The organism is Hydrogenophaga atypica (assembly GCF_042665215.1).
Classification (GTDB): domain Bacteria; phylum Pseudomonadota; class Gammaproteobacteria; order Burkholderiales; family Burkholderiaceae_C; genus Hydrogenophaga; species Hydrogenophaga defluvii_A.
Map to the genome: position 1 here is coordinate 41,433 of NZ_JBHTCA010000011.1, position 23,712 is coordinate 65,144.

Here is a 23,712-nt window from a genome sequence, read left to right on the forward strand (position 1 = left end):
ATGGCCGAGGTTGCCTTCCATTTCAACGTGCCGGAGCGCACCGCCTACACCTGCCGCCTGTTGCGCAAGGTGTGGCGCAGCGGGCAACGTGCCCATGTTGCCGTGGACGCCGCTGCGTTGCACGCACTGGACATGGCCTTGTGGACCTTTGCGGCCGAGGAGTTTTTGCCGCACGCCACACACCACGCGCCGGCCCATGTGCTGGCACGCTCGCCCGTGGTGCTGGCAGACGAAAGTGTGGCGGCCCCCACCGGCACCATCTGGGTCAACCTGCTGCCGCACGTGCCCGAGGCATGGCTGGCGGCGCCGCCGGGGCAGCGCATCATCGAGGTGGTGACACAGGACGAGACGGACCGGCAGGGTGCGCGCCAACGCTGGCGCCTCTACGCCGGACAGGGGCACCAGTTGGTTCGGCACGACCTGGCAGCCGCACAACCCACATGAACGGCCCCCAAGATCCCCGCACGCCACCGCGTTTTGTGCCCACGCTCACCGAGGTGGTGGACCTGCCTGAGGGGCTGGTGGCTGCGCTGGCCATGCCAGCGCCCCTGGTCGATGCGCCTTTCGAGCAACCGCCGTCCTATGGGGTGCCGCCGGTGGCAGGCGATCCTGTCGTGGCGCTGCCACCACCAACGGCCGACACACTTGACGCCTGGGCCGACCTGATCACGCAGCGTGTGCTGCTGCAACTGGAACAACACTTGCCCGCGCTGCTTCAGCGCCAAGCGGCCGATGTGGTGGCGCGTCTGACCGACGGTGTGTCGCAACAGCTTCGCAGTGAATTGCCTCACATGGTGCACGCGGCAGTTCGAGCGTCCTTTCCCGCGACCGAGGCACATTCTCCCGGCGAGCCGCAACGTGGCTTTTCAGCCATGAGTGCTGCTGATATTGATCCGGGCTAACCCTTGAAGCCTCAACCGAATGGGGGTTGAGCGTCATTCGAAGGTCAAATTTGGGGTATCTTTATGGGTGTGGAGAAAAAATAGCTCCGCTCAACAATGTCTTTGTCGTCCTTCCATTCACAAGGGTAACTATGCAAATGAAGATGAAATTGGCCGTGATTTCTGCGGCCGTGATTCTGGCCGCTTGCGGCAAAAAAGAAGAAGCGCCTGCACCTGCACCCGCAGCCGCTCCTGCAGCAGCACCCGCACCCGAGTCGGTGACCATCAAAATCGGTCACGTCGGCCCCACCAGCGGCGCCATCGCCCACCTGGGTAAGGACAACGAAAACGGCGCCCGCATGGCCATCGACGAACTGAATGCCGCTGGCCTCAAGATCGACGGCAAAGTGGCCAAGTTCGAACTGCTGGCTGAAGACGACGCAGGCGATCCGAAGCAAGGCACCGCCGCTGCCACCAAGCTGGTGGACGCCAAGGTCAACGGCGTGATCGGTCACCTGAACTCTGGCACCACCATCCCCGCTTCGCAGATTTACGACGCGGCCGGCATTCCCCAGATTTCCCCCTCCGCCACCAACCCCAAGTACACTCGCCAGGGCTACAAAGGCGTGTTCCGCGTGGTGGCTGACGACGTGCACCTGGGCGGCACCCTGGGCAAGTACGCGGTGGAAAGCCTCAAGGCCAAGACCGTGGCTGTGATCGACGACCGCACCGCGTATGGCCAGGGTGTGGCCGACGAGTTTGAAAAGGGTGTGACCGCTGCCGGCGGCAAGGTGGTGGGCCGTGAGTTCACCAACGACAAAGCCACCGACTTCAACGCCATCCTGACCACGCTCAAGGCCAAGAAGCCCGACGTCGTGTTCTTCGGTGGCATGGACGCCGTGGCCGGTCCGATGCTGCGCCAGATGAAGCAACTGGGCATCAAGGCCAAGTTCATGGGTGGCGACGGCATTTGCTCCTCCGAGCTGCCCAAGCTGGCTGGCGACGCCATGGCCGACGACATGGTCTACTGTGCCGAAGCCGGTGGTGTGGAAGGCGAAGAGAAGGCAGGCATGGACAAGTTCCGCGCCGACTTCAAGGCCAAGTTCAACGCCGACGTGCAGGTGTACGCCCCCTACGTGTACGACGCCACCAAGGTCATGGCCGATGCCATGGTCCGCGCCAACTCGGCCGATCCGGCCAAGTACCTGGAAGCTCTGAAGCAGACCAACTACAAGGGCGTCACTGGCGCCATTGCCTTTGACGAAAAGGGCGACATCAAGAACGGCGCCCTGACGCTGATGACCTACAAGGCCGGTGCCCGCACCACCTTGTCCGTGATCCGCTGATCGGTTCACATACCGCTCTGAAAGCGCCGGCGTTGTCCGGCGCTTTTTTTTGTGCCTAGTTTGTGGGGCAGGGCATCTTCCCATTGACCTTGGGCACGCCTGCGGTATCTTTGCACATACCCACCCCGGTAACCCATCAGAAAGGTGAACGCATGTCTTTGAAAGTTCTCACGTCATTGCCGGCATTGGTGTTGGCCGCTGGTTTTTGTGGCTCGGTGAGCGCACAAACACCGGCCATTTTCAAAGACGCCGACATCGCCTTGGGTGAAAAACTCATTGCCGAACACAAGTGCGCCGCCTGCCATGCCACCAAGGTGGGGGGCGATGGCAGCGCCATCTACAAGCCGCAGGGTCGCATCAACACGGCGGGTTTTCTGCGCGGCATGGTGGAGCAATGCAACTCCACCCTCAACCTGGGCCTCTTTCCCGAAGAGGTCAATGCCGTGGCCGCCGTCATCAACCGCGACCACTACAAGTTCAAGTAGGTTCCGTTGAAAGGGTTGGTTCAGCCGCGCAGCCGCATTTGATTCGGCAGCGGCACCGACAGGCGCAGCACATCGTCGGCCAACCATTGGGCCGAACGCCGTGCGCGTTGCGCCACCATGGGCAGGGGCATCTGCACGTAATCGTCGTTGAAGACCTCAAAGCTGTAATCCCCCCGGTAGCCCAGCGCGTCGAGCTTGAGCACCAGTTGCACCAGCTGTTTGCTGTGCACGCCTTCGCCGGGGAACACGCGGAAGGTGCGTGCGGTGCTCATACGTTCTTCAAAGGTTTTGGTTTCCTGCCACATGAAGTCGGCCAGCTGCACCAGGAAAATTTTGTCCGGCTGCAGGTAGTCGATTTCCTCCAGCGCCGTCTCGGCGGCGAACAGGTGGAAGGAATCCAGGCCCAAACCGAGGTTGGGGCAGTCGGCGCGGGTGATCACGTCCCAGGCGGTGGTGAATTCGTTGACCGTGCGCCCCCAGGACAAGCCCTCATAGGCGATGCGTATGCCGTAGGGAATGGCCAGCATGGCCAGCTTGCGCAGGTCACGCGCCAGGTGGTCGAGGTCTTCGCTGGCGTGTTTCGAGGTCGATGAACAGGCCAGCAGCACGTCGCAGCCCAGGGCGGCGCACATCTCCAGCATGGCCTTGGCGATGTCCACCTTGTACTGGTGCAGGTGGCCCGAGAGGCCTTCAAAGTCGCGCAGCACCTGAAAGCCGGTGCCACGCAGGCCGCTGTCGCGCACGGCCTTCACCGCTGCCTGCCAGCCGTTGGGGTGGCCCACGAGGTCGTTGGCCTTGAGCATCACCTGGCTGAAGCCAGCGCTTTTCATGGCGTCGAGCTTGGCCTCCAGCGGGCCGGCCAGGGTGATGGTGTCCATGCCGAAGGCCGAGATGGCCTGGTGGCTGCGCTCGCTGCTGGCCATGGTTCAGGCCTCCTGCGCGCTGGGTTCGCTGTGCACCAGCTCGAACACCACCGACCCGAGGTAGGTTTTGGAGATGGCGCCACGGCGGTCGGTGTGAGCGGCTTCGGTTTCCACGAATTCCACGCCCAGGGCGCGCAGCGCGGCCACGGCGGCCGCTACGTCGGGCACGCCCAGGCCAATGCGTTGCAGGCGCTCCTGCGCGTCGTACACATTGGGGTCGGGCTCCACCAACTGCAGCATGAAACGCTGCGAGGCGCTCAGTGCCGGTGTGCGCAACAACTTGCCCTTGGGCATGATGCCGAACCGTTCCTCGTCGGGAATCAGCGTGGTGCCGAACAGTTCGGTATAGAACTCGATCCAGTCGTAGCTGCGCTGCGGCCCTATGTATTGCACGATGCCGAAGAAATGGATGCCGGCGGTGGCCGGCGGGTGCTGGTCCACTGTGGGGATGGGCACAAAATCGACGTCGTAGATGCTGAAGTGCTTGTAGCGGTCAACGAAGTAGATGCGGCTGCCGCCCGCACCGTGGATGGCGGGGATGTGCAGCTCCATCACGCCCGCGTGCGAGGGCACGTCCCAGGCGCCGCGCTCCAGCACGTATTCGAAAGCGGCGCGGGCATCGCGCACGCGCAGGGCGACGGCGGAAATCACCGGCACGTCGCTGCCGTGGCTGGCGGCCAGTGCGTCCATGGGATGCGCGTTGACGATGATGTTGAGACCGCCTTGGCGGTACAGCAACACCTCGCGCGCGCGGTGGCGCGCGATGGGCCGAAAACCCATCATCTCCAGCACCTGGCCCAGCGCCTGTGGCTTCGCTGTGGCGTATTCGATGAATTCCAGGCCGTCCAGGCCCACCGGGTTGGCGGCGTCGCTGAACGAGGCCTGCAGGGGCTCGCGTGTGGGTTCGGGCTTGGTCAGTAAGTCGCTCATGGAGGGCTCCTAGTCAGCCAGCCGGGCCAGCGCGCGCAGTTCGTCGGCGCTGCTCGTGGGCAGGTCAAAAAATTCCAGGTAGGCGGGAATCTGCTCGAACAGCATGTCCGAGCCGACCTGCACACGACAGCCGCGCGCCTTTGCAGCGGTGAGGAAGGCGGTCATTTCGGTGCGCATCACCACCTCGCCCACAAAGGTGCTCGCGTCCAGGCGCGACACGTCCAGCGGCAGTGGGTCGCCTTCGTTCATGCCCATGGGCGTGGCGTTGATCACCAGGTCCATGCCGGCGGGGTCGTTGCTGCCGGTGGACACCGCGATGGCGGGGTATTCGGTGCGTATGCGCTGTGCCAGCGCTCCGGCGGATGGCGCATGCACGTCGTACAGCGTGATCGCGCCCACGCCCGCGCCGGCCAGCGAGGCCGCGATGGCGCAGCCCACGCCGCCGCTGCCCACCACCAGCGCACGCGCGCCCTGGATGGGTTGGCCCTTGCGCAGCACGCCGCGCACAAAACCTGCCCCGTCGAACATGTCGCCCACCAGACGGCCGTCGGGCAGGCGTTTGACGGCGTTGCAGGCGCCGGCCACTTTCACCGTGGCGGTCACCTCGTCGAGCAGGCCCACCGTCACCACCTTGTGTGGCATGGTGATGAGCGCGCCCCGGATGTTGGTGAGCGAAAACACCGACTTCAGGAAGGACGGGTAGTCCGGCGTCTGGCAACCCATGGGTACCACCACCGCGTTGATGCCGGTGTGCTCGAAGTAGGGGTTGTAGATCATCGGCGACTTGAAGCTGTGCGTCGGGTAGCCAATGTGGGCGATGAGTTCGGTGTGGCCGTTGATCATGGCGGTCTCGATGGGAAATCAGTCGCTGCGGGCGCGCACGTGCTGCACGGCCGCGCGCAAGGCCAGTGCATAGCTGTCGGCGCCAAAACCCGCGATCTGCCCGATCACCACATCAGCAAACACCGACTGGTGCCTGAAGGGCTCGCGGGCGTGCACGTTGGACATGTGCAGCTCCACGATGGGGCAGTGGAGGATCGCCAACGCGTCGCGTATGCCGTAGCTGTAGTGGGTCCAGGCGCCGGCGTTGATGAGCACCGCGTCCACCGGCGCGCCATGTGCCCGGTGGATGCGTTCGCACAGGCTGCCTTCGCAGTTGCTTTGAAAGGTCTCGACCTCCACGCCCAACTCGGCCCCCAGCGTGGCCAGGTGGTCGTTGATTTCGGCCAGCGTGGTGGTGCCGTACTGCACCGGATCGCGCTTGCCGAACATGTTGAGGTTGATGCCGTGCAGGACGAGAACTTTCACTGCCATCTCCGCCTTACTTGCGCACCTTGGCGAGTTCGTCCTGCAGTTCCTTGACGGTGTCCTGGCCTGCGTTCACGGCGTACTTGGCCACCACCGGGCGCAGCTTGTCGCGCAGCTTGCCCTGCTCGGCCGAGGGCAACTCGGTCACTTGCAGGCCGGCTTTCTTCATGTTGTCCAGTGCCGACGCCACCTGGCTGCGTGCCTGCTCGCGCTGGTACTTGGCCGATTCGATGGCCGCTTCGCTGATGATTTTTTTCTGCTCGGCGTTCAGGCCGTCCCAGAACTTCTTGCTGATGATCACCGACTGTGGGTTGTACTGGTGGTTGCTCAGCACCATGTGCTTCTGCACTTCGTGGAACTTGTTGGCGTTGATGACGGTGATGGGGTTTTCCTGCCCGTCAATCGCCTTCTGCTCCAGCGCCGCGTAGACCTCGGGGAAGGGCAGGGGGGTGGGGTTGGCGCCCAAGGCCTTGACCCAGTCCACGTTGATGGGGTTGGGAATCACGCGCAGCTTCAGGCCCTCAATGTCTTCCACCTTGGTGATGGGGCGCTTGCTGTTGGTGATGTTGCGAAAGCCCAGCTCGTAGTAGGCCAGGCCCACCATGCCTTTGTCCTGCAGCTTGTCGTGCAGCTTCTTGCCAAAGGAGCCGTCCACCACGGCGTCAGCTTCCTTGCTGTTGGCGAACATGAAGGGCAGGTCGTAGACCGCGAATTCCTTCACCTGGCTGGCCAGGATGCCCGAGTTCAGCGACACCATTTCCAGCGAACCACCCTGTAGGGCCGAGACGTTGGCCTGGTCGCCGCCCAGCGTGCCACCGGGGAAGAGGTTGACCTTGATCTTGCCGCCCGATTTGGTCTGCACGATTTCCGCGAACTTCTCCAGGCCCATCACGATGGGGTGCCCCTTGGGGTTCTGGGTGGCGAACTTGATGGTCTTGTCTTGGGCCTGGGCGGCGCCGAAGGCGGCCACGGCTGCGGCCGCGACGAGGGTCTTGAGGATCAAACGTTTCATGGTGTCTCCTGGGTTGTTGGACAGTAAAAAGCGAGGGGAGAAGTTCAGCCGGCCAGCCACCGCGCAGGCCAGATGACCAGTTGCGGGAACAGCACCATCAGGAACATGAGCGCGAACTGCGCCAGCATGAAGGGCCACACGCCTTTGGTGACGTCGTCCATGCTGACCTTGCCCACACCCGCCACGGTGTTGAGCACCGTGCCCACCGGCGGGGTGATGAGACCGATGGCGTTGTTCATGATGAACAGCACGCCGAAGTACACCGGGTCGATGCCAGCGGCCTTGACGATGGGCATGAGCACCGGCGTGAGGATGAGGATGGTGGGGGTCATGTCCATGGCCGTGCCCACAACGATGACCAGCAGCATGATGGCCGCCATCAACAGGCGCGGGTGCTCCAGCAGCGGCTCCAGCAGAGCCACCAGCTGGGCCGGTAGTTGCGCCACCGTGATGAGCCAGGCCGACACCATGGCCGCCGCCACCAGGAACATGATGACGGCCGTGGTTTTGGCCGCTGCCAGGAACAAACCGTAGAGCTGGTTGAGCTTGAGCTCGCGGTACACGAACACCGAGATCAGCAGGGCGTACACGGCGGCCACCACGGCTGCTTCGGTGGGTGTGAACACGCCAAACTTCAAACCAACCACCACGATGATGGGCAGGCCCAGGGCAAACACCGCGTCCTTCAGCGCAGCCACCACCTCGGCGGTATGTTTGCGCGGTGGCGGGGTCACGGCTTCGCGGCGCGCCACCCACCACCAGGTGAAGCACAGCGCCATGCCCAGCAGAACGCCCGGCGCGATGCCGGCAAGGAACAGCTTGGAAATGGACACGTTGGCGGCGACGCCGAAGATCACAAAACCGATGCTGGGCGGGATGATGGGCGCGATGATGCTGGCCGATGCCAGCAGGCCTGCGGAGCGTGCCTTGTCATGGCCGGCTCGCACCATCATGGGCAGCAGCAGCGCGGAGAGGGCAGCCGCGTCGGCCACCGCCGACCCCGACAGCGCAGCCATGATGACCGCCGCCATGATGGCCACATAACCCAGGCCGCCGCGAACGTGGCCGACCATGGTCATGGCAAACACCACGATGCGCCGCGACAGGCCACCGGCGTTCATGATCTCGCCGGCCAGCATGAAAAAGGGCACAGCCAACAGCGGAAAACTGTTGGCACCCTCGATCACGTTCTGTGCCAGGATTTGCGCGTCGAACATGTCGAGGTGCCACATCAATGCGGCGCCGCTGAGCAACAGTGAGAAGGCGATGGGCACGCCCACGGCCATGGCGGCCAGCAGGGCCCCTAGGAATATTGCAATCGTCATGGGTTTGTCTCGCTCGGCGCTGGGCTCAGGGCTGGGGGTTCCCGTGGGGCATGTCTTCGTTTTCCCGCACCCCAACCAGTTCGTGGCCTGACATGCGGCCGGTGAGCAGGCGCATCAGCATGAGCAGCAGTACCGGCGCGCCCAGCACCGCAAAGGCCATGCCGCTGGCGTAGAACCACGCCATGGACACTTCCATCACCGCGCTGGTGGTGTCCCAGTTGATCTTCACCTGCGCCCACGCGCCGTCAAATATCAACCAGCAGATCCACAGCATGGCCAGCAGGCTCAGGCCCAGGCAAATCTTCTGGCCGGCCTCGGGCAGGCGAGCGATCAGCGAGTCGGTGCCCAGGTGACCACGCTCGTTGAGCGCCACCACCGCGCCCAGGAAAGTCATCCACACAAAAAGCCAGCGTGACAGCTCTTCCGACAGCGTGAGGCCCGAATTGAAGCCGTAGCGCATGACCACGTTGCCAAACACCATGACCACCATCAGGGCCAGGCACACCACCATCAGCACCGACAAGGAGCGGCAGTAGGCCGTGATCAGTTTCTGAACCATTCGCAACTCCAGTCAACGAGGTGGCGTTAATGTACGAACTGGTTAGTTTCTGTGTAACTAGGGTTTTCCCTTGAGTGGAGAAGCGGAGTGACTCAGACCTTCACGAAGCGCAGCACCATGTCGACGATGGTGCGTTTGCGTTGGGCGAGCACGTCGGGTGCGCCCATGTTCCGCTTGAAAATCAAGCCGAAGGTGTAGCGGTTGGAGACATTGAAAAAACACAGCGCCGAGATGGAGGCGTGGATGTCGATGGGGTCCAGGCCGGGGCGGAAAATGCCGTCCTCCAGACCACGCCGGTAGAGGCGCTCGATGGCCGAAATGGCGGGGACGTTGAGCGCCTGGATACTTTGGCTCTGTGCCAGGAACTGGCCATGGTTGATGTTTTCGGCCATCACCAGACGCACGTAGTTTTCGTTGCCGTGGTGGTGGTCGAAGGTGAACTCCACCAGCCGCTGCAGCGCCGCCACCGGCGCCAGATCGTCTAGGTGCAGGCCGCTTTCGGTTTCACGCACGCGTCGGTACGATTCTTCGAGCGCGGCCAGGTAAAGGCCTTCCTTGCTCCCGAAGTAGTAGTAAATCATGCGCTTGCTGGTGTGGGTCTCGGCCGCAATCTCGTCGATGCGGGCCCCGGCCAGCCCTTTGAGCGAAAACTCCGCGATGGCCACTTCCAGAATGTTGGCGGTGGTGCGTGCGGGGTCGTTGGTGCGCGTGGGCTCTTTGGCAGAACCCTTCTTTTTGCTGGTTCCGGCGTGCTCGGAACGTACCGTTTCGTTCATGCGGCCAGTATAGGCCAGCCATTCCGGGGCTCAGCGCACTGCCACAGCGCTCAGAACGATTCCCAATCGCCGCCGTCGGCGGCTGCTTTGGGTGCGGCCACCGCCTTGGTCGATGACGGAAGGCGAGCTGCGCTGGGGGCTGGCGTGGGCTTTTTCAACGCGGCAGGGCGTGGGGCCGCCGCAGGGGCGGCGGGTTTGCTCACGGGCCGGGGTTTGTGCAAGGCCTGCATCGGGGTTGGCGCAGGCGCACTGGCGCGGTGGCCCGTGTCGCTGGCCGACAGCTTGAACACCGCCACCGCCTGCACCAGGTCCGACGCCTGGCTGCGCAGGCTGCTGGCCGCCGCTGCCATCTCTTCCACCAGCGCCGCGTTTTGCTGCGTGGCCTGGTCCATCTGCTGCACGGCCTCGCCGATCTGGCCCACACCCGCGCTCTGCTCGGCGCTGGCCGCGCTGATCTCGCCCATGATGTCGGTCACACGGCGGATGCTGCCCACCACCTCTTCCATGGTGGTGCCGGCCTTGTCCACGAGGGCGCTGCCTTGCTCCACCCGGCCTACGCTGTCGGTGATCAGGTCCTTGATCTCTTTGGCGGCAGCCGCGCTGCGCTGCGCCAGGTTGCGCACCTCGCCGGCCACCACCGCAAAACCCCGGCCTTGTTCGCCTGCGCGCGCCGCTTCCACGGCGGCGTTGAGCGCCAGGATGTTGGTCTGGAAGGCGATGCCATCGATGACGCTGATGATGTCGGCGATCTTGCGCGAGCTGTCGTTGATGCCCTTCATGGTGTCCACCACCTGGCTGACCACCTGGCCACCTTGCACCGCCACGGTGGAGGCGCTTTGGGCCAGCTGGTTGGCCTGGCGGGCGTTGTCGGCGTTCTGGCGCACGGTGGAGCTGAGTTCCTCCATCGACGCGGCGGTTTCCTCCAGCGCGCTGGCCTGGCTTTCGGTGCGTGCGCTCAGGTCCTGGTTGCCCTCGGCGATTTCGCTGCTGGCGGTGGACACACTTTCCGAGCCCTGACGGATGCGGTTGACGATTTGGCCGAACTGGCCGCGCATGTTCTCCAGCGCCCGCAGCAACTGGGCCACCTCGTCCTGCCCCTGTGACGTCATGGGCACCGACATGTCCCCCTGGCTCATGCGGGTGGCACTGTCCACCGCTTGTTGCACGGGCTTCGTCACGCTGCGGCTGATCACCACGCCCAGACCCACGCCCACCACCACGCCCACCAAGATGAGCAACAGGGTGATGTTGCGGCTTTGTTCGTACAGTGCGGTGTTGTTGGCGGCCACTTTGGCCGCATCCTGCTCCGCCAATTGGCTCAGTTCGGACATGGCGCCGCCCAACGCAATGCTGGGTTGCACCACACTGCTGCGCAGGAACTGCAGCACGGGGGTGTCGGGCTGGATTTCAGACTGAGGTAACAACTTGACCAAACCGGCCAACGCCTCCGCATCGGCTTTCCAGGCACTTTCTACCTTGGCCAACACGGCCTTCTCGGAAGGGGCGTCCAGCCGCTGCTTGGCTTGCTCCAACAACTCGACACTTTTGGCGCGTGCGGCTTCCAAGCGCTTGATGGCGCTGTCGCGGTCGCCCGGGTTTGTGGCCAGCAACGCATCGCGCAGGCCCACCACGCCCGCGTAGCGCTGGAGGTTGGCCTCCTTGATCAGCGATATGCCCAGGGTTTTCTTTTCGTACAAATAGGTATCTGCATCATCGAGCTGTTTCATGTTGCCGATGGCGTACAGGCCGAGCGCCGCGCCAATCAGCGCCACGATGATGAAACCCACCACCAGTTTGGTGGCAATGCGGAACTGAGACAAATTCATGGTCGTCGTGGGATGCGAATGGAGCTCACATGTTTTCACAAAGATGCGTGTCCGACCACTGAAATTTGAAAAAAGTTTTCAAAACGCGTCAAGCTGAAACCCACCCGGCCACTCGCTTGGTGTCCCGGTACAACAGTTCAGGGTTTGTCCCCACCCACCGTGCCCAAGCTTGTGGAAAACCTCATGAACAAGTCGGCGGGGCCGCGCCGTTGCTGGCTTGGCGGGGGGTGCTCAAAAAATGGGCAGAACGCGCGATAGGCTCCCTGGCTGGGTTGCATGGCGGCAACGTGTCACGTTCAAACAGTGCCTCGCCCGCCCGCAGCCGTGCCCCATGCGCCAGTCCCGTGACCAGATCGAAGCCGTAGGGCACAAAAACGATGATGGTCGAGCCGTGTTCGAACCAGCCCATTTCCTGCCCTTTGGCGTGTGGCGCGCTGCAGGTCATCACGCTGGGGCCAGGCCAGCGCAAGTGCAACAACACGTTCAGGCAATGCAGGCGGATGCTGGCCACCAGAATGGCGGCAACTGGCACCAGCACCAGAGGGGCGCCACCGAAGGCACTTAAGCGTGTTTCGATGACGGCGCGCTCGTTTTTGCAGAACAGTTTTTGCACCCGCTTGAGGGCAATGGGGTTGACGTTCCAGGTGTCGCCGCTGAGGTAGGTCACGCGGTCCACCACCAGGTCGTGGGGCGCGTGGAAGCGGTGGTACATGGCGGAGGTAAGGCGCAACGTCACGTAGCGGCCATCTTGCATGGTGTGCCAGTGCCTCGCTTTGCAGCAGCTCGCGCACCGGGTAGGGGAAGCCCTTGGCCTGCAAGATGTCGGCGCCGTCCACCACGCCACAGGCGCCCACGACGGCATCGCTGGGCGAGCAGATCACGTCGCGCCGCTGATCAAAGGCGCGGGCGCCTGGCTTGAGCTCGCGCGTGAAGCAAGCGTGCAGGCTGTCAAACCGCTGCTGGCGCGCGTCGCTCAGGTCCAGCGGGGTGAACAGCCGCCAGACGGCGATGGACAGGCGCGTGAGCCTGGGGCTTTGAATGCGGCTGAACCAGCCCATGAAACGTGTCAGCGCGATGCGGGGCACCCGGTTGGTGAGCAGGAAATTGAGGTCTTCCTGCAGCAGGATTTTTTCGCGCCAGGTGGGTTTGTTCATGGTTCTGTCAAAGCCGTTGCCTACAACTGTCACACCTTCACTTTGCAGGCATGTGTCAGATGACCACCGAATGGGTTTTGTCCGCCGCCGCCCTGGCCGCCGCGCTGCCTTTTGTGCACCAGCGGGTGCAACTCTCGCGCGCCAAACACCGCTCGCTGGCCGGGCATGCGCGCCTGGCCAAGCGGCTGGCGAGCTGGGTGCCGGGCTACAGCTTTGGCGAAGCGCGCTTTTTTGATGCCGACGGTGCGTCTGCCAGCGTGGCGGCGCAGCGCCGCGCGGGGTTTTTCCGACTCAGCGCCACCTTGCAGGCGATGGCGCCGCTTGGCCTGGCGCTCACCGCCCAGGCACGCGAAGGCTTGCCCGACCTGCAGTTCACCGGCCGCTACCGCGTGCCTTTTCAGTTCAGCGATCTGGTGCGCCAGCACCTCCCCTTGCCCGCCTTCTGGGCCCAGGCGTCCGGTGTGGGCTTGAGCGACCTCGACGGCAACCGTTTCCACGACCTCACCGGCGCCTACGGCGTGAACCTGTTGGGTGTGGATTTTTACAAGGCCACCATGGCCGAAGGCGCGGCTTTGGGCGCCACACTGGGGCCGGTGCTGGGTGGTTACCACCCCTGTGTGGCCGACAACGTGGGGCGGCTCAAGGCGCTTTCTGGCATGGACGCGGTGAGCTTTCACATGTCGGGCACCGAAGCGATGATGCAGGCCGTGCGCCTGGCCCGCTACCACACAGGCCGCAAGCGCCTGGTGCGGTTTTGTGGCGCTTACCACGGCTGGTGGGACGACGTTCAGCCCGGCCCCGGCAACCCCATGCCCCCTGACCACACTTTCACGTTGAAGGACATGGACGAACGCAGCCTGCAGGTGCTGCGCAGCCGGCGCGACATCGCCTGTGTGCTGGTCAACCCGCTGCAAGCCTTGCACCCCAACCACAACGCGCCCGGCGACGCCTCGCTGGTGGGCGGACGCACCAGCTTGCCGGCCACACGCGAGGCCTACGCGCAGTGGTTACAGCGCCTGCGCGCCGTCTGCACCGAACGTGGCATTGCGCTCATCTTCGACGAGGTGTTCGTGGGTTTTCGGTTGGCCCCAGGCGGTGCCCAGGCTTATTACGGCGTGCAAGCCGATTTCGTCACCTACGGCAAGACGCTGGGCGGTGGCCTGCCCGTGGGCGTGGTGTGTGGGCGGGCCGCGTGGATGCAGCGTTTCCGCCCCGAGCGTCCGGCCGACATCTGCTTCGCCCGTGGCACCTTCAACGCTCACCCCTATGTGATGGGCGCCATGAACGCGTTTCTGCGCCGGCTCGACAGCGACGAAGTGCGTGCCTTGTACGACGGCCTGGATGAACGTTGGCAGTGCCGCCTCGACCAGTTCAACCATGGCCTGCAGCTGGCCGATGTGCCCGTGCGTGTGGCCGGCTTGTCCAGCATCTGGACGGTGAACTTCACCGCGCCTTCGCGCTACCACTGGATGCTGCAGTTCTACCTGCGCGAACAAGGCCTGGCACTGAGCTGGGTGGGCACCGGGCGGCTGGTGTTCACCCTGGCGCACACCGATGGCGACATGGCCGACATCCAGCGCCGGTTTGTGCTGGCCTGCCAGCAAATGAGAGCGGATGGCTGGTGGAGCGTGCCAGAGGGCAAGACGGGCAGGGACTTTGGCCGCCAGATCCTGAGGGAGATGTGGCGCGCACGCTGATCAGCTTTTGTGGGGGCCCGGGTCCATCAGCTCCCCGCGCAGCAGGTGTATCGGCGCGCGGTGGTAGAGCTTGATGTCGTGAAACGGATCGGTGAGGATTTTGGTGGCCCACACCAGGCCGGTCATGAGGTCTTGCTGTGCCCACAGCTGCACCACGCGGAACAACAACCCGCCCACGCCCACCCACAGCCACATCCAGCCCACGTTGCGCGCCAGCGCTTGCCAGTTACTGTGGGCGTCGAGCAGACCGAACAGCTCGGGTTGCCACACCAGCAACAAGGGTGAGCCTGCCCAGATGGCCATCAGCACCACCTTGCGCTGCAGGTTGTAACCCACCTTGATGGCCTCCTTGTGTTCGTGCGTGGCCTGGTTGATGTGGTCGTAGCCCTTGGGTTCGAAAAAGAAATGCCCAGCCTGGCGGCTGACCATGGACACCAACCACGCCACCAGCGCGGCCAGCGCCGGGTCTTTGAACAGGAGCGCGTAGGCCACCAGGAAGCCCATGGCGCTGAGCAGGTGCAGGCTCTGGTTGATGCGGCTGTGGTGGTAGTAGCGGTGGTCGTCCCAACGCTGTGCCTCAAGGGTCTGGATGAAGGTGTTCATGCGTTTCCTGTGCAGAGATGTGGGCCAAGGTTGCCCTGCGGCGCATGTTGGCCGCGCCACGTGAAAACGCGGTGACAGGGCGCAGCCTTTCATGGCGCTGCCACCGATGCGCCACCTGCCATCAGGCTGTCATGCGGCCCGGCCAGCATGCTGGGCATGGACCCCAGCACCCACGCCCTCCTGCTCGAACAACTGCCGTTGCCCCGCCCTTCGCTGCGGGTGGCGGTGGTGACCGAAACCTACCCACCCGAAGTCAACGGTGTGGCTCTGACGGTGCAGCAGCTGGTCTTGCGCCTGCAGGCCCGCAACCACGCCATCCAGCTGGTGCGCCCCCGCCAGCCGGCCTGTGACGGTGCCACTGGCAACGCGGCCCTGGACGAGTTGCTGGGGCGGGGTTTGCCCATCCCGCGTTATCCCCAGTTGCGCCTGGGCCTGCCCATGAAGCGCGTGCTGCTGTCGCACTGGAGCCAGCGCCGGCCCGACCTCGTGCATGTCGCCACCGAAGGCCCGCTGGGCTGGTCGGCGCTGCAGGCCGCGCGCAAACTGCGCCTGCCGGTGAGCACCGATTTCCGCACCAACTTCCACGCCTACAGCCGGCACTACGGCGTGGGCTGGTTGCGCCAGCCCATCGCCGCCTACCTGCGCAAATTTCACAACCTGGCCCACTGCACCATGGTGCCCACGCCCGAGTTGCAGCGAGAGCTGGGCGCCATGGGATTTGACCGCCTGCTGGTGGTGGCGCGTGGGGTGGACACCGAGCGCTTCAGCCCGGCCCGGCGCAGCGCCGCTTTGCGCGCGCAGTGGGGAGTTGCACCCGATCAGCCGGTGGTGCTGTCGGTGGGGCGGCTCGCGCCTGAAAAAAACCTCGATCTGCTGGTCAGCAGCTGGCGGGCCATGCGCCAGGTGTGTCCCGTGCTCAAGCTCGTGGTGGTGGGCGATGGCCCCGAACGGGCGGCATTGCAGCAGGCCTGCCCCGACGCACTGCTGGTGGGGGCGCTGCACGGCGACAGCCTGGCCCAGCACTACGCCAGCGCCGACCTGTTTGTGTTCACCAGCCTCACGGAAACCTACGGCAATGTGACACCGGAGGCGCTGGCCAGCGGCCTGGCGCTGCTGGCTTTTGACTACGCGGCCGCCGCCGAGCTGGTGCGCCACGGCGACAACGGCTTGCTGGCGCCTTTTGGCGATGCCGCTGCTTTTGTGCGCCGTGCCGCCGATCTCGCGGCCAACCCGATGTTGGTGCAGCACCTGCGCGAGAGCGCCCGCAGCACCACGCTGGCGCAGGACTGGTCCCAGATCGTCGGCCAGGTTGAGGCCGTCTGGGAGCAGCTGTTGAGGCAGCGCGGCGGTGAGCCCGCCCTGTTCAACCCGGGTGGGCAACGCGGCGGTGGGTCTCGGCCTGGGGGCTGACGCGCGCCCGGCTGGCGGCTTGGTTGCGCCTGCCGATGCCCTGGTACACAAAACCCAGCGCCTGCAGCTGTGCCGGGTCGTACAGGTTGCGGCCGTCAAAGATGATGGGCGCGCGCATGTGTTGTGCCATCGCCGCGAAGTCGGGGTGGTGGAAACACTTCCACTCGGTCAGCACCAGCAGCGCGTCCACCGCCAGCAAGGCGTCCAGCGGTTCATCGACAAACCGCAGTGAATCGATCTCGGCCACCGGTCGGCCGAGGTCCTGCGACAGCGCACGCCGGGCTTCACTGGTGGCCACCGGGTCGTGCACCTGCAGTTCGGCGCCGCGCGCCAGCAGCTCAGCGATGACGGTGCGGCTGGGGGCTTCGCGCATGTCGTTGGTGTTGGGCTTGAAGGCCAGGCCCCAGATACCGAAGCGCAGACCCCGCAGATCACCGCCAAATCGCCCGCACACCTGCTGCACCAGCACCTGCTTCTGGGCGGCGTTGACGGCCTCGGTGGCCTCCACCAGGCGCATGCGCAGCCCGTGGCCGGCCGCGCTGTGCGCCAGTGCGCGTGTGTCCTTGGGGAAACAGCTGCCGCCGTAGCCCGTGCCCGCGTACAAAAAACTGGGACCAATGCGGCTGTCGGCCCCCACACCACGGCGCACCGCGTCGATGTCGGCGCCCACGGCGTCGGCCAACAGGGCCACCTCGTTCATGAAGGAGATGCGCATGGCCAGCATGGCGTTGGATGCGTACTTGGTCAGCTCGGCGCTGGCCACATCCATCCACACGGTGCGTTCGTGGTGGCGGTTGAACGGCGCGTACAGACGGGCCAGCAGCGTGCGCGCGCGGTCGCCTGTGGCCCCCTCGGGCAGGCCAATGACGATGCGGTCCGGGTGCATGAAGTCGTGGATGGCCGCGCCTTCCTTCAGGAACTCGGGGTTGGAGACCACGGCCACTTCGTGCACGCACGTGCCGCGTGTTTGCTGGGCCTCATGCAGCACCCGCTCCACCTGCCGGGCCGTTCCCACCGGCACGGTCGATTTGTTCACCACCACCTTGAAGCCATTGAGGTGTTGGCCAATGTGCTGGGCCACGGCCAGCACGTGTTGCAGGTCGGCCGAGCCGTCTTCCTGTGGCGGCGTGCCCACGGCAATAAAAATCAGCTCCGCGTGTGTCACCGCAGGGGCCATGGCGGTGCCAAAACGCAGCCGGCCCGCGTGCTGGTTGCGCTGCACCCAGTCGTCCAGACCGGGTTCGTAGATGGGCACGCCGCCGGCCTGCAGCAGGGCCACACGGCCGTGGTCCTTGTCGATGCACATGACGTCGTTGCCCAGCTCGGCCAGACAGGCTGCCGTCACCAGTCCCACATACCCCGCACCCACCACCGCAATTTTCATGGCTTGTTCTCCGCTTGTTCAGGCCCATGCTGCGAGGCGGCGGTGAAGCGGCTGTGGCGATGCGGTGACAGTGGCGTGAAAACACGCCCTGTGTGTCCACGCGCGCCGAGGTGGGATCAGCGCATCAGGGCCGGGCCTGTTGCAGCAGGTCGCGCACGGCGCGGTAGTCCGCATCGTCGGCCGGCACAAACGCGCCGCTGCCGAGTTGCTGGAACATTGGTGCCAGCTCGGCCTGGTGGCCAAGAAACGCCTCACGGATCTGCGCCTGCAGCGGGGCACACAGGCGTTTGCGCACCACAAACGGATCGGTGGGCACGGGTGGCGAGCGCCAGAGTTCGACCACGTCGCCGGCTTTCAGGCGGCCTTGCTGCAGCGCTTCGTTGAGCCGTGTGCTGGACACAAACGCCGCGTCCACCAGGCCACGGCGCAAGGCCTGCAGCGCGCGGTCGTGCGAGCCGGCGTAGCTCACCCGGGCGAAGTGTTGTTCCAGCGTGCGTCCGGTGAGCTGGCGCATGCCGGCGCGGGGGAGCAGGGCGCCCGACGTGCTGGCGGGGTCGGTGAGGCTCACCCGCTTGCCCTGCAACTGGGCCACGCTGTCCAGGCCGGCGTCCCGGTTGGTCAGGAGCAACGCGTGGTAGCGGCCGGGTTGGTCCGGTGGGGTGCCATCGCGGGCCGCCAGCGCGGCAAACACCTGCACGTCTTCGGCCCGTGCCATCAGCATGGCGTAGGAGGCGGGACCCAGCTCGGCCACATCGACGGTGCCGGCCAACAATCCTTCGATGACCGCGGCGTAGGAACTGGGCAGGCTCAGCTCGACGCGCCGCTGGGTGCTGCGCTCCAGCACCCGCAACAGCGGCGCGAGCTGCAAGCGCTGTTGTTGCGCCTGGGACTTGGGGATGAGTGCCATGCGCAGCGGGTGGGGGTCATCGCAGGCTGGCTGGGCATGGCCGAACAGGGGCCAGAGCCAGGCGGCCAGGGCCAGGGTCCAGGCCACGGGCGGGTGGAATCGGTGTCGGTTCATGGTGGTCGGAGGTGGGTGTGTTGCATCAACTTCGCCGCGTCCTCGGCGGCCACCGGCCGGCTCAGGAAGTAGCCCTGCACTTCGTCGCAGGCGGCGGTTTTGAGGTAGACCAGTTGGTCCATCAGTTCCACCCCTTCGGCCACCACACGCATGCTCAGGTTGTGCGCCAGGGTGATGATGGAGGTGACGATGACCCCCACGTCGCTGTTGCTGCGCAGGTCGTTGACGAAGGAGCGGTCGATCTTGAGTTTGTGGATGGGCAATTGGCGGATCTGGCCCAGGCTGGAAAAGCCGCTGCCGAAGTCGTCCAGCGCGATGTGAACACCCATGCGTTCGAGTTCGCTCAGCGCCTTCACCGCCACTTCGACCGGCTCCACCAGGCAGCTTTCGGTGATCTCGATTTCGATGTCGGTGGCAGACAGTCCGTGTTGTCGCAACAGCTTGCCCAGGCGGCTGGGCAACGAAGGGTCGCGCAGTTGTTGGGGCGACACGTTGAAGGCCAGCGGCACCGGGGCCAAGCCGGCGGCCCGCCAGGCGGCCTGCTGGGCACAACAGGCTTGCATGACCCAGTCGCCCAGCGCGCCGATCAGGCTGGCCTGTTCGGCGATGGGGATGAAGTCGCCTGGAAACACCAGACCGAATTCGGGGTGTTGCCAGCGGACCAAGGCCTCCATGCCGACGATGCGCATGTCGCTGAGCTGGACTTTGGGCTGGAAGTGCAGCACCAGCTCGCCGTCCTGGATGGCGCGTGGCAATTGGCGCTCCAGCGCATAGCGTTTGGGGCCCGCCGGGTTGAGTGCCGCGTCGTAGAAGGTGTAGCGGCCCCGCCCGGCCCGTTTGGACTGGTACATGGCGGTGTCTGCACTGCGGCACAACACGGTGATGTCGTGGCCATCGCGCGGAAAGAAGGCGATGCCCACGCTGGGCGTGACGTGCAGGTCGTGGCCCGCCAGATCGACGTAGGGCTGGCTGAGTTCGGTCACCAGTTTGGCCGCGATCTGGCCCACATCGGCCGCCTGATCGACACCGGTGACCAGCAGGGCGAACTCGTCGCCACCCATGCGGCCCAGGATGTCGCCGCTGCGCACGTGGGTGCGCAGCCGCTGGCCCACCGCTTGCAACAGCAGGTCGCCCACGTGGTGACCCAGGCTGTCGTTGATGAGCTTGAAGCGGTCCAGGTCGAGGTAGAGCAGGGCGTAGTGTTTGGGGCTGCGCCGTGCGGCCGCGAGGTGGCTGCCGGCCAGTTGGTTGAACATGCGGCGGTTGTTCAGCCCGGTGAGGTGGTCGAGCGAGGCCAGCGCCAGCGCACGCGATTTTTCGTCCTCCAGTTGCAGGATGAGGCTTTGTTTTTCCTGGTCAGAGCGGCGCAGCGCATCGATCAGCGCCTGCTGGCGGCGCAGGCTGCGCAGCAGCAGCGATGCGGCGGCAAGCAACACCGCCGAGAGCAGCCCCAGGGTGGCCCACACCCGCAGGTTGAAGCGTTCATGCCCCGCCAGGATTTCGTCGGCGCTGCGACCAACTGCCACCCAGAAGGGCGTGCGTTCCGCGCGCCGGAACGCCAGCAGTTGCACATCGCCACGGCCGTCGATGTCGATGGTGCGGTGGCCCTCGGTGGCAAGGGTGCCGTCCAGCCCTTGGATACGTTGGGGCTGGACGGGGAGCGACAGGCCTTCGGCGCGCACCTCGGCCAGCAGCGTGTGATCGGGCGCCAGCAATTTGATGGAGCCGGTGTGGCCGAGCTCCACGTCACGGTACAACTGCAGCAGGTAGCCCAGGTCCATGTGCAACAACAGGTAGCCCCGCACTTGGGCGTGGCGGTCCATCACGGCATACAGCAGCGGCAACGACCAGCTCTCGGTTGCGCCGGGCGGCGCAGCGACGATTTCCAGCGAGGGTTCAGCGGCCGCCTTCAGTCGCAAGGCGGCTTCACGCACCGCGGCTTCCAGCCGTGCGTCCACTGGCGCGGGTGCGGACTGGAACTGCAACGCCAGCGCGGGGTTGTACAGCGCAGCGCGCAGAAACACCTGGTCGGTGGCCAGCTGCAGGTTCACACGCGCAACGGTGGTACTGCGTCGGCCTTCGAACCAGTCGTCGGCGGACAGCGCGAGCAGGCGGCCCCGGTCCACCACCTGCGTGAGGTTTTCCGACAGGATGATGGCCACGCTGCGCTGTTGTGCCAGCGCGTTCGACTCGATCAGGCGCTGTTCGGACGCAGTGCGCTGCCAGGTGGCGGCCCAGATGACGATCAAGGCGGCGCTGGCCAGGGTCAGGCTGACCCAGGTCAGCGAGATCCGGCGGGCCAGCGCCGGCAGCGATGTGGTGGGCTGGATGGGGGTGGGCAGGAGCGTGGGCGTGGGGCCAACACCTTGAACCAATGTGGACACCGGACTCAGTACACCGCTGGCACGATGATGTCGGCCGGCACCGGGTGACGCAGGTAGTCGGGGTTGCGCACGCGGGCCGGCAGTTGCACCTCGGGGCGCTGGATCTCCGCGTACTCGAACTGCGACAGCAGGTGGTGGATGCAGTTCAGCCGCGCTTTCTTCTTGTCGTCGGCCGGCACCACCCACCACGGCGCTTCGGGGATGTGGGTGCGCTCCAGCATGGTTTCCTTGGCGCGCGTGTAGTCCTCCCAGCGGCGGCGGCTTTCCAGGTCCATGGGGCTGAGTTTCCACTGCTTGAGCGGGTCATGGATGCGGCCCAGAAAGCGCAGGTGTTGCTCGTCGTCGGTGATGGAGAACCAGTACTTGAGCACCTTGATGCCCGAGCGCACCAGCATGCGCTCGAACTCGGGCACCGAGCGGAAAAACTCCTCGTACTCGTCGTCGCTGCAAAAACCCATCACCCGTTCGACGCCGGCGCGGTTGTACCAGCTGCGGTCGAACAACACCATCTCGCCAGCCGCAGGCAGGTGGGTGGCGTAGCGCTGGAAGTACCACTGGGTGCGCTCGCGGTCGTTGGGGGCGGGCAGGGCCACCACGCGGCACACACGTGGGTTCAGTCGCTGGGTGATGCGTTTGATGACGCCACCCTTGCCGGCCGCGTCGCGTCCCTCGAACAGGATGACCACCTTTTGTTTGCTGGCCGCCACCCAGTCTTGCAGTTTCACCAGCTCGGCCTGCAGGCGGAACAGTTCGCGGAAATACGCGATGCGTTGCGATTTTTCGGCCTCTGTGTCGCCCGCGCCCAGCGCATGGGTGGCCAGGTCCGGGTGGCGGTCCTCGATTTCGAGTTCCAGTTCTTCGTCGTAGCTGTCCATCAGGTCGCGTTCGATGCGGCGCACCAGGTCTTCGTGGTCGGTCATGGTTCAGGGGCTCGTGTGATCGGGCGGTCAGTCCCGGCCCAGGGCCAGGGGCGGGTTGTGGGTGCGGAAAGTGGCCACCAGTCCCATCAGGCGCTGCGCCTGTTGGCGCAGGCTGTCGGCGGCGGCGGCACTTTGTTCGGCCAGGGCCGCGTTGGATTGGGTGTTCTGGTCGATCAGGCCCACGGTCTGGGCAATCTGTTGCACGGTGCTGTTCTGCTGCTGGCTGGCGTTGTGCAGCACGTCGATGAGGCTGCGCACTTCATCGACCTCGGCCACCAGGCCGCCCACACGCTCGCCGGCCTCGCGCACTTGTGAGGCACCGGCGCTCACCTGGCTCAGGCTGTCGCCGATCAGGGCCTTGATTTCGCGCGCGGCTTGGGCGCTGCGCTGTGCCAGGCTGCGCACCTCGCCGGCCACCACCGCAAATCCCCGACCCTGCTCGCCGGCCCGCGCGGCTTCTACGGCGGCATTGAGCGCCAGGATGTTGGTCTGGAAGGCGATGCCGTCGATCACGCCGATGATGTCGCCGATGCGGCGCGAGCTGTCGTGTATGCCCGCCATGGTGGCCACCACCTGGGCCACGGCGGCGCCACCCGCGCTGGCGGTCTGGCTGGCCGAGCGCGCCAGCGTGCTGGCCTGTTGGGCGGTGTGCCGGCCGTGGTCGGCCATGCGGGTGAGTTCTTCCATGGCCGCGCTGGTTTCTTCCAGGCTGGCGGCCTGTTGTTCGGTGCGGCCAGACAGGTCGCCCGTGCCCGAAGTCACATCGTCGGCACCGTGGGCCACCCCCTGGCTGCCCAGGCGCACCTGTTCGACCACATGGCTGAGCTGTTCGCACATGCCGCGCAGGCCGTGCAGCAGCTCGGCACACTCGTCGCGCCCCTGGGGGGCCAGCGGTGGTCGCAGGTCACCTTGGGCAATGGCCGCCGCCGCAGCCACCGCCTGCCGCAGCGGCCCGGTGACCGAGCGCGTGATGGCCCAGGCCAGCCAGGCGCCGAGCAGCAAGGCCAGCAATGTGCCGGCCCACATCAGCCAGCGCGTGTAGTGGGCCACTTGCTGCACTCGGGCGAACTCGGCCTGGGCCAGCGCCACCTCGGCGTCGGTGAGCGCGGCCATGGCCTGTGCCACACGGGGCGCCAGGGGGGCGATGTGGTCGCTGTACTGCGCCACGGTGTCGTCGTAGCGGCCCTCGGAGGCGGCCTGGGCTGCGGGCGCCAGGCCCTGGTCCAGGTAGGCGGTGAGCAGGGGCTCGAAGGCCACGGCCAAGTCAAGGATGGCCTGGGGGGGTGCCTGGTTGGCTTTGCGGTAGGCGGCCCATGCGCTGCGCGCCTGCACCACCTGGCGGCGCAGTTCGGCGCTGCGGCGTTCGATGTTGGCGGTGCCGGGGTCGATCAGCATCTCCATCACGGAGCTGCGGCTCTGGCCGAGCAGGGCATCGACCCGCGCCAGCTCGACCAGTGGCAAGGTGCGTTGGGTGTACAACACCTCACCGCTGGTGGCCAGGCGCTGGGTGCCTATCAGGGCGCTGGCCGCCAGGGCGGTCAGCAAGAGGAGGAGGGCGCCAAAAGCGAGCGCAAGGCGCGTGCCTATGCGCAGCGAGAGCAACCAATGCATGGGGGAAACGTGTTGATGCGATGCCGCAGAGAATGCGGCAGCGGCGTTTCAATTTCGTGACAACCCGGCGTCTTGCAGGGGGTTGCACGGCACACGAATGCCTCTGCTGTGGCACGGGCGCCCCAGACGTGCCAAGGGCCACCCGAAGGTGGCCCTT

22 protein-coding genes and 1 pseudogene are annotated in these 23,712 nt (G+C 65.5%); 6 read left to right on the forward strand and 17 right to left on the reverse strand.

Annotation, left to right across the window (positions count from 1 at the left end; translation table 11 throughout):
• The 4 genes from ACFQPB_RS14390 (at nt 1) to ACFQPB_RS14405 (ending at nt 2,712) form a co-directional block, all read left to right on the forward strand.
• Entirely contained in the window at nt 1-444 is a 444-nt protein-coding gene (locus tag ACFQPB_RS14390) for a DNA polymerase III subunit chi (RefSeq protein WP_382224566.1), read from the forward strand.
• Complete coding sequence (locus tag ACFQPB_RS14395) at nt 441-902, forward strand: hypothetical protein (protein WP_382224569.1); 462 nt, start codon at nt 441-443, stop codon at nt 900-902. The genes ACFQPB_RS14390 and ACFQPB_RS14395 overlap by 4 nt, the downstream gene beginning before the upstream one ends.
• Nucleotides 903-1,033: 131 nt before the next feature.
• Nucleotides 1,034-2,227: a branched-chain amino acid ABC transporter substrate-binding protein gene (locus ACFQPB_RS14400; protein WP_382224572.1), complete on the forward strand. Its 1,194-nt coding sequence runs from the start codon at nt 1,034-1,036 to the stop codon at nt 2,225-2,227.
• 152 nt (nt 2,228-2,379) lie between these two features.
• Complete coding sequence (locus ACFQPB_RS14405; protein WP_382224575.1) at nt 2,380-2,712, forward strand: hypothetical protein; 333 nt, start codon at nt 2,380-2,382, stop codon at nt 2,710-2,712.
• A gap of 20 nt (nt 2,713-2,732) precedes the next feature.
• On the opposite strand, the gene ACFQPB_RS14410 is transcribed toward ACFQPB_RS14405, so the two are convergent.
• The 11 genes and pseudogenes from ACFQPB_RS14410 to ACFQPB_RS14460 all read right to left on the reverse strand — a co-directional run.
• Nucleotides 2,733-3,635 (reverse strand): sugar phosphate isomerase/epimerase family protein, encoded by a 903-nt coding sequence (locus tag ACFQPB_RS14410; RefSeq protein ID WP_382224578.1) that lies wholly within the window; start codon nt 3,633-3,635, stop codon nt 2,733-2,735.
• A 3-nt stretch (nt 3,636-3,638) separates the two neighbouring features.
• Entirely contained in the window at nt 3,639-4,565 is a 927-nt protein-coding gene (locus ACFQPB_RS14415; protein ID WP_382224581.1) for a VOC family protein, read from the reverse strand.
• A gap of 9 nt (nt 4,566-4,574) precedes the next feature.
• Entirely contained in the window at nt 4,575-5,408 is an 834-nt protein-coding gene (locus ACFQPB_RS14420; protein WP_382224584.1) for a shikimate dehydrogenase family protein, read from the reverse strand.
• Nucleotides 5,409-5,426: 18 nt separating this feature from the next.
• Nucleotides 5,427-5,879, reverse strand: a complete 453-nt coding sequence (gene aroQ, locus ACFQPB_RS14425; protein WP_382224586.1) for a type II 3-dehydroquinate dehydratase — start codon at nt 5,877-5,879, stop codon at nt 5,427-5,429.
• A 7-nt stretch (nt 5,880-5,886) separates the two neighbouring features.
• Complete coding sequence (locus ACFQPB_RS14430; RefSeq protein WP_382224589.1) at nt 5,887-6,885, reverse strand: TRAP transporter substrate-binding protein; 999 nt, start codon at nt 6,883-6,885, stop codon at nt 5,887-5,889.
• 44 nt (nt 6,886-6,929) lie between these two features.
• Nucleotides 6,930-8,210, reverse strand: a complete 1,281-nt coding sequence (locus ACFQPB_RS14435; RefSeq protein ID WP_382224592.1) for a TRAP transporter large permease subunit — start codon at nt 8,208-8,210, stop codon at nt 6,930-6,932.
• Nucleotides 8,211-8,235: 25 nt separating this feature from the next.
• Nucleotides 8,236-8,769 (reverse strand): TRAP transporter small permease, encoded by a 534-nt coding sequence (locus ACFQPB_RS14440; RefSeq protein ID WP_382224595.1) that lies wholly within the window; start codon nt 8,767-8,769, stop codon nt 8,236-8,238.
• A 92-nt stretch (nt 8,770-8,861) separates the two neighbouring features.
• On the reverse strand, nt 8,862-9,545 hold the full coding sequence (locus ACFQPB_RS14445; RefSeq protein WP_382224598.1) for a TetR/AcrR family transcriptional regulator: 684 nt from the start codon (nt 9,543-9,545) through the stop codon (nt 8,862-8,864).
• Between the two features lie 50 nt (nt 9,546-9,595).
• Nucleotides 9,596-11,371, reverse strand: coding sequence for a methyl-accepting chemotaxis protein (locus ACFQPB_RS14450; RefSeq protein WP_382224601.1), 1,776 nt, complete (start codon nt 11,369-11,371; stop codon nt 9,596-9,598).
• Nucleotides 11,372-11,552: 181 nt separating this feature from the next.
• Nucleotides 11,553-12,125 (reverse strand): phosphatidylserine decarboxylase, encoded by a 573-nt coding sequence (locus tag ACFQPB_RS14455; RefSeq protein ID WP_382224604.1) that lies wholly within the window; start codon nt 12,123-12,125, stop codon nt 11,553-11,555.
• Nucleotides 12,126-12,189: 64 nt separating this feature from the next.
• Nucleotides 12,190-12,525 (reverse strand): annotated as a pseudogene (locus tag ACFQPB_RS14460) (phosphatidylserine decarboxylase); the annotation flags it as partial.
• Nucleotides 12,526-12,584: 59 nt separating this feature from the next.
• On the opposite strand from ACFQPB_RS14460, the gene ACFQPB_RS14465 reads away from it, so the two are divergent.
• Nucleotides 12,585-14,222 (forward strand): aminotransferase class III-fold pyridoxal phosphate-dependent enzyme, encoded by a 1,638-nt coding sequence (locus ACFQPB_RS14465; RefSeq protein WP_382224607.1) that lies wholly within the window; start codon nt 12,585-12,587, stop codon nt 14,220-14,222.
• Here ACFQPB_RS14465 and ACFQPB_RS14470 read toward each other — a convergent pair whose 3' ends face one another.
• Entirely contained in the window at nt 14,223-14,825 is a 603-nt protein-coding gene (locus tag ACFQPB_RS14470) for a hypothetical protein (protein WP_382224609.1), read from the reverse strand.
• A gap of 156 nt (nt 14,826-14,981) precedes the next feature.
• Between ACFQPB_RS14470 and ACFQPB_RS14475 the strand changes: the two genes are divergently transcribed.
• Nucleotides 14,982-16,235: a glycosyltransferase family 4 protein gene (locus ACFQPB_RS14475; RefSeq protein ID WP_382224611.1), complete on the forward strand. Its 1,254-nt coding sequence runs from the start codon at nt 14,982-14,984 to the stop codon at nt 16,233-16,235.
• Here ACFQPB_RS14475 and ACFQPB_RS14480 read toward each other — a convergent pair.
• The 5 genes from ACFQPB_RS14480 to ACFQPB_RS14500 form a co-directional block, all read right to left on the reverse strand.
• A complete protein-coding gene (locus ACFQPB_RS14480; protein ID WP_382224614.1) occupies nt 16,189-17,619 on the reverse strand; it encodes a UDP-glucose dehydrogenase family protein in 1,431 nt (476 codons plus the stop codon). The two genes, ACFQPB_RS14475 and ACFQPB_RS14480, sit on opposite strands and share 47 nt — an antisense overlap.
• A gap of 124 nt (nt 17,620-17,743) precedes the next feature.
• Entirely contained in the window at nt 17,744-18,640 is an 897-nt protein-coding gene (locus ACFQPB_RS14485) for a phosphate/phosphite/phosphonate ABC transporter substrate-binding protein (protein WP_382224616.1), read from the reverse strand.
• On the reverse strand, nt 18,637-21,024 hold the full coding sequence (locus ACFQPB_RS14490) for a putative bifunctional diguanylate cyclase/phosphodiesterase (RefSeq protein WP_382224619.1): 2,388 nt from the start codon (nt 21,022-21,024) through the stop codon (nt 18,637-18,639). Before ACFQPB_RS14490 ends, ACFQPB_RS14485 begins: the two co-directional genes overlap by 4 nt.
• Nucleotides 21,025-21,029: 5 nt before the next feature.
• Nucleotides 21,030-21,944, reverse strand: a complete 915-nt coding sequence (gene ppk2 / locus ACFQPB_RS14495) for a polyphosphate kinase 2 (RefSeq protein WP_382224622.1) — start codon at nt 21,942-21,944, stop codon at nt 21,030-21,032.
• A 27-nt stretch (nt 21,945-21,971) separates the two neighbouring features.
• A complete protein-coding gene (locus ACFQPB_RS14500; protein WP_382224625.1) occupies nt 21,972-23,555 on the reverse strand; it encodes a methyl-accepting chemotaxis protein in 1,584 nt (527 codons plus the stop codon).
• Nucleotides 23,556-23,712 lie beyond the last annotated feature (157 nt).

Coding starts and splice junctions, on each gene's coding strand:
- ACFQPB_RS14390 (WP_382224566.1), top strand. CDS start 1: ATGGCCGAGGTTGCCTTCCATTTCAACGTGCCGGAGCGCACCGCCTAC.
- ACFQPB_RS14395 (WP_382224569.1), top strand. CDS start 441: ATGAACGGCCCCCAAGATCCCCGCACGCCACCGCGTTTTGTGCCCACG.
- ACFQPB_RS14400 (WP_382224572.1), top strand. CDS start 1,034: ATGCAAATGAAGATGAAATTGGCCGTGATTTCTGCGGCCGTGATTCTG.
- ACFQPB_RS14405 (WP_382224575.1), top strand. CDS start 2,380: ATGTCTTTGAAAGTTCTCACGTCATTGCCGGCATTGGTGTTGGCCGCT.
- ACFQPB_RS14410 (WP_382224578.1), bottom strand. CDS start 3,635: ATGGCCAGCAGCGAGCGCAGCCACCAGGCCATCTCGGCCTTCGGCATG.
- ACFQPB_RS14415 (WP_382224581.1), bottom strand. CDS start 4,565: ATGAGCGACTTACTGACCAAGCCCGAACCCACACGCGAGCCCCTGCAG.
- ACFQPB_RS14420 (WP_382224584.1), bottom strand. CDS start 5,408: ATGATCAACGGCCACACCGAACTCATCGCCCACATTGGCTACCCGACG.
- aroQ (WP_382224586.1), bottom strand. CDS start 5,879: ATGGCAGTGAAAGTTCTCGTCCTGCACGGCATCAACCTCAACATGTTC.
- ACFQPB_RS14430 (WP_382224589.1), bottom strand. CDS start 6,885: ATGAAACGTTTGATCCTCAAGACCCTCGTCGCGGCCGCAGCCGTGGCC.
- ACFQPB_RS14435 (WP_382224592.1), bottom strand. CDS start 8,210: ATGACGATTGCAATATTCCTAGGGGCCCTGCTGGCCGCCATGGCCGTG.
- ACFQPB_RS14440 (WP_382224595.1), bottom strand. CDS start 8,769: ATGGTTCAGAAACTGATCACGGCCTACTGCCGCTCCTTGTCGGTGCTG.
- ACFQPB_RS14445 (WP_382224598.1), bottom strand. CDS start 9,545: ATGAACGAAACGGTACGTTCCGAGCACGCCGGAACCAGCAAAAAGAAG.
- ACFQPB_RS14450 (WP_382224601.1), bottom strand. CDS start 11,371: ATGAATTTGTCTCAGTTCCGCATTGCCACCAAACTGGTGGTGGGTTTC.
- ACFQPB_RS14455 (WP_382224604.1), bottom strand. CDS start 12,125: ATGCAAGATGGCCGCTACGTGACGTTGCGCCTTACCTCCGCCATGTAC.
- ACFQPB_RS14465 (WP_382224607.1), top strand. CDS start 12,585: ATGACCACCGAATGGGTTTTGTCCGCCGCCGCCCTGGCCGCCGCGCTG.
- ACFQPB_RS14470 (WP_382224609.1), bottom strand. CDS start 14,825: ATGAACACCTTCATCCAGACCCTTGAGGCACAGCGTTGGGACGACCAC.
- ACFQPB_RS14475 (WP_382224611.1), top strand. CDS start 14,982: ATGGACCCCAGCACCCACGCCCTCCTGCTCGAACAACTGCCGTTGCCC.
- ACFQPB_RS14480 (WP_382224614.1), bottom strand. CDS start 17,619: ATGAAAATTGCGGTGGTGGGTGCGGGGTATGTGGGACTGGTGACGGCA.
- ACFQPB_RS14485 (WP_382224616.1), bottom strand. CDS start 18,640: ATGAACCGACACCGATTCCACCCGCCCGTGGCCTGGACCCTGGCCCTG.
- ppk2 (WP_382224622.1), bottom strand. CDS start 21,944: ATGACCGACCACGAAGACCTGGTGCGCCGCATCGAACGCGACCTGATG.
- ACFQPB_RS14500 (WP_382224625.1), bottom strand. CDS start 23,555: ATGCATTGGTTGCTCTCGCTGCGCATAGGCACGCGCCTTGCGCTCGCT.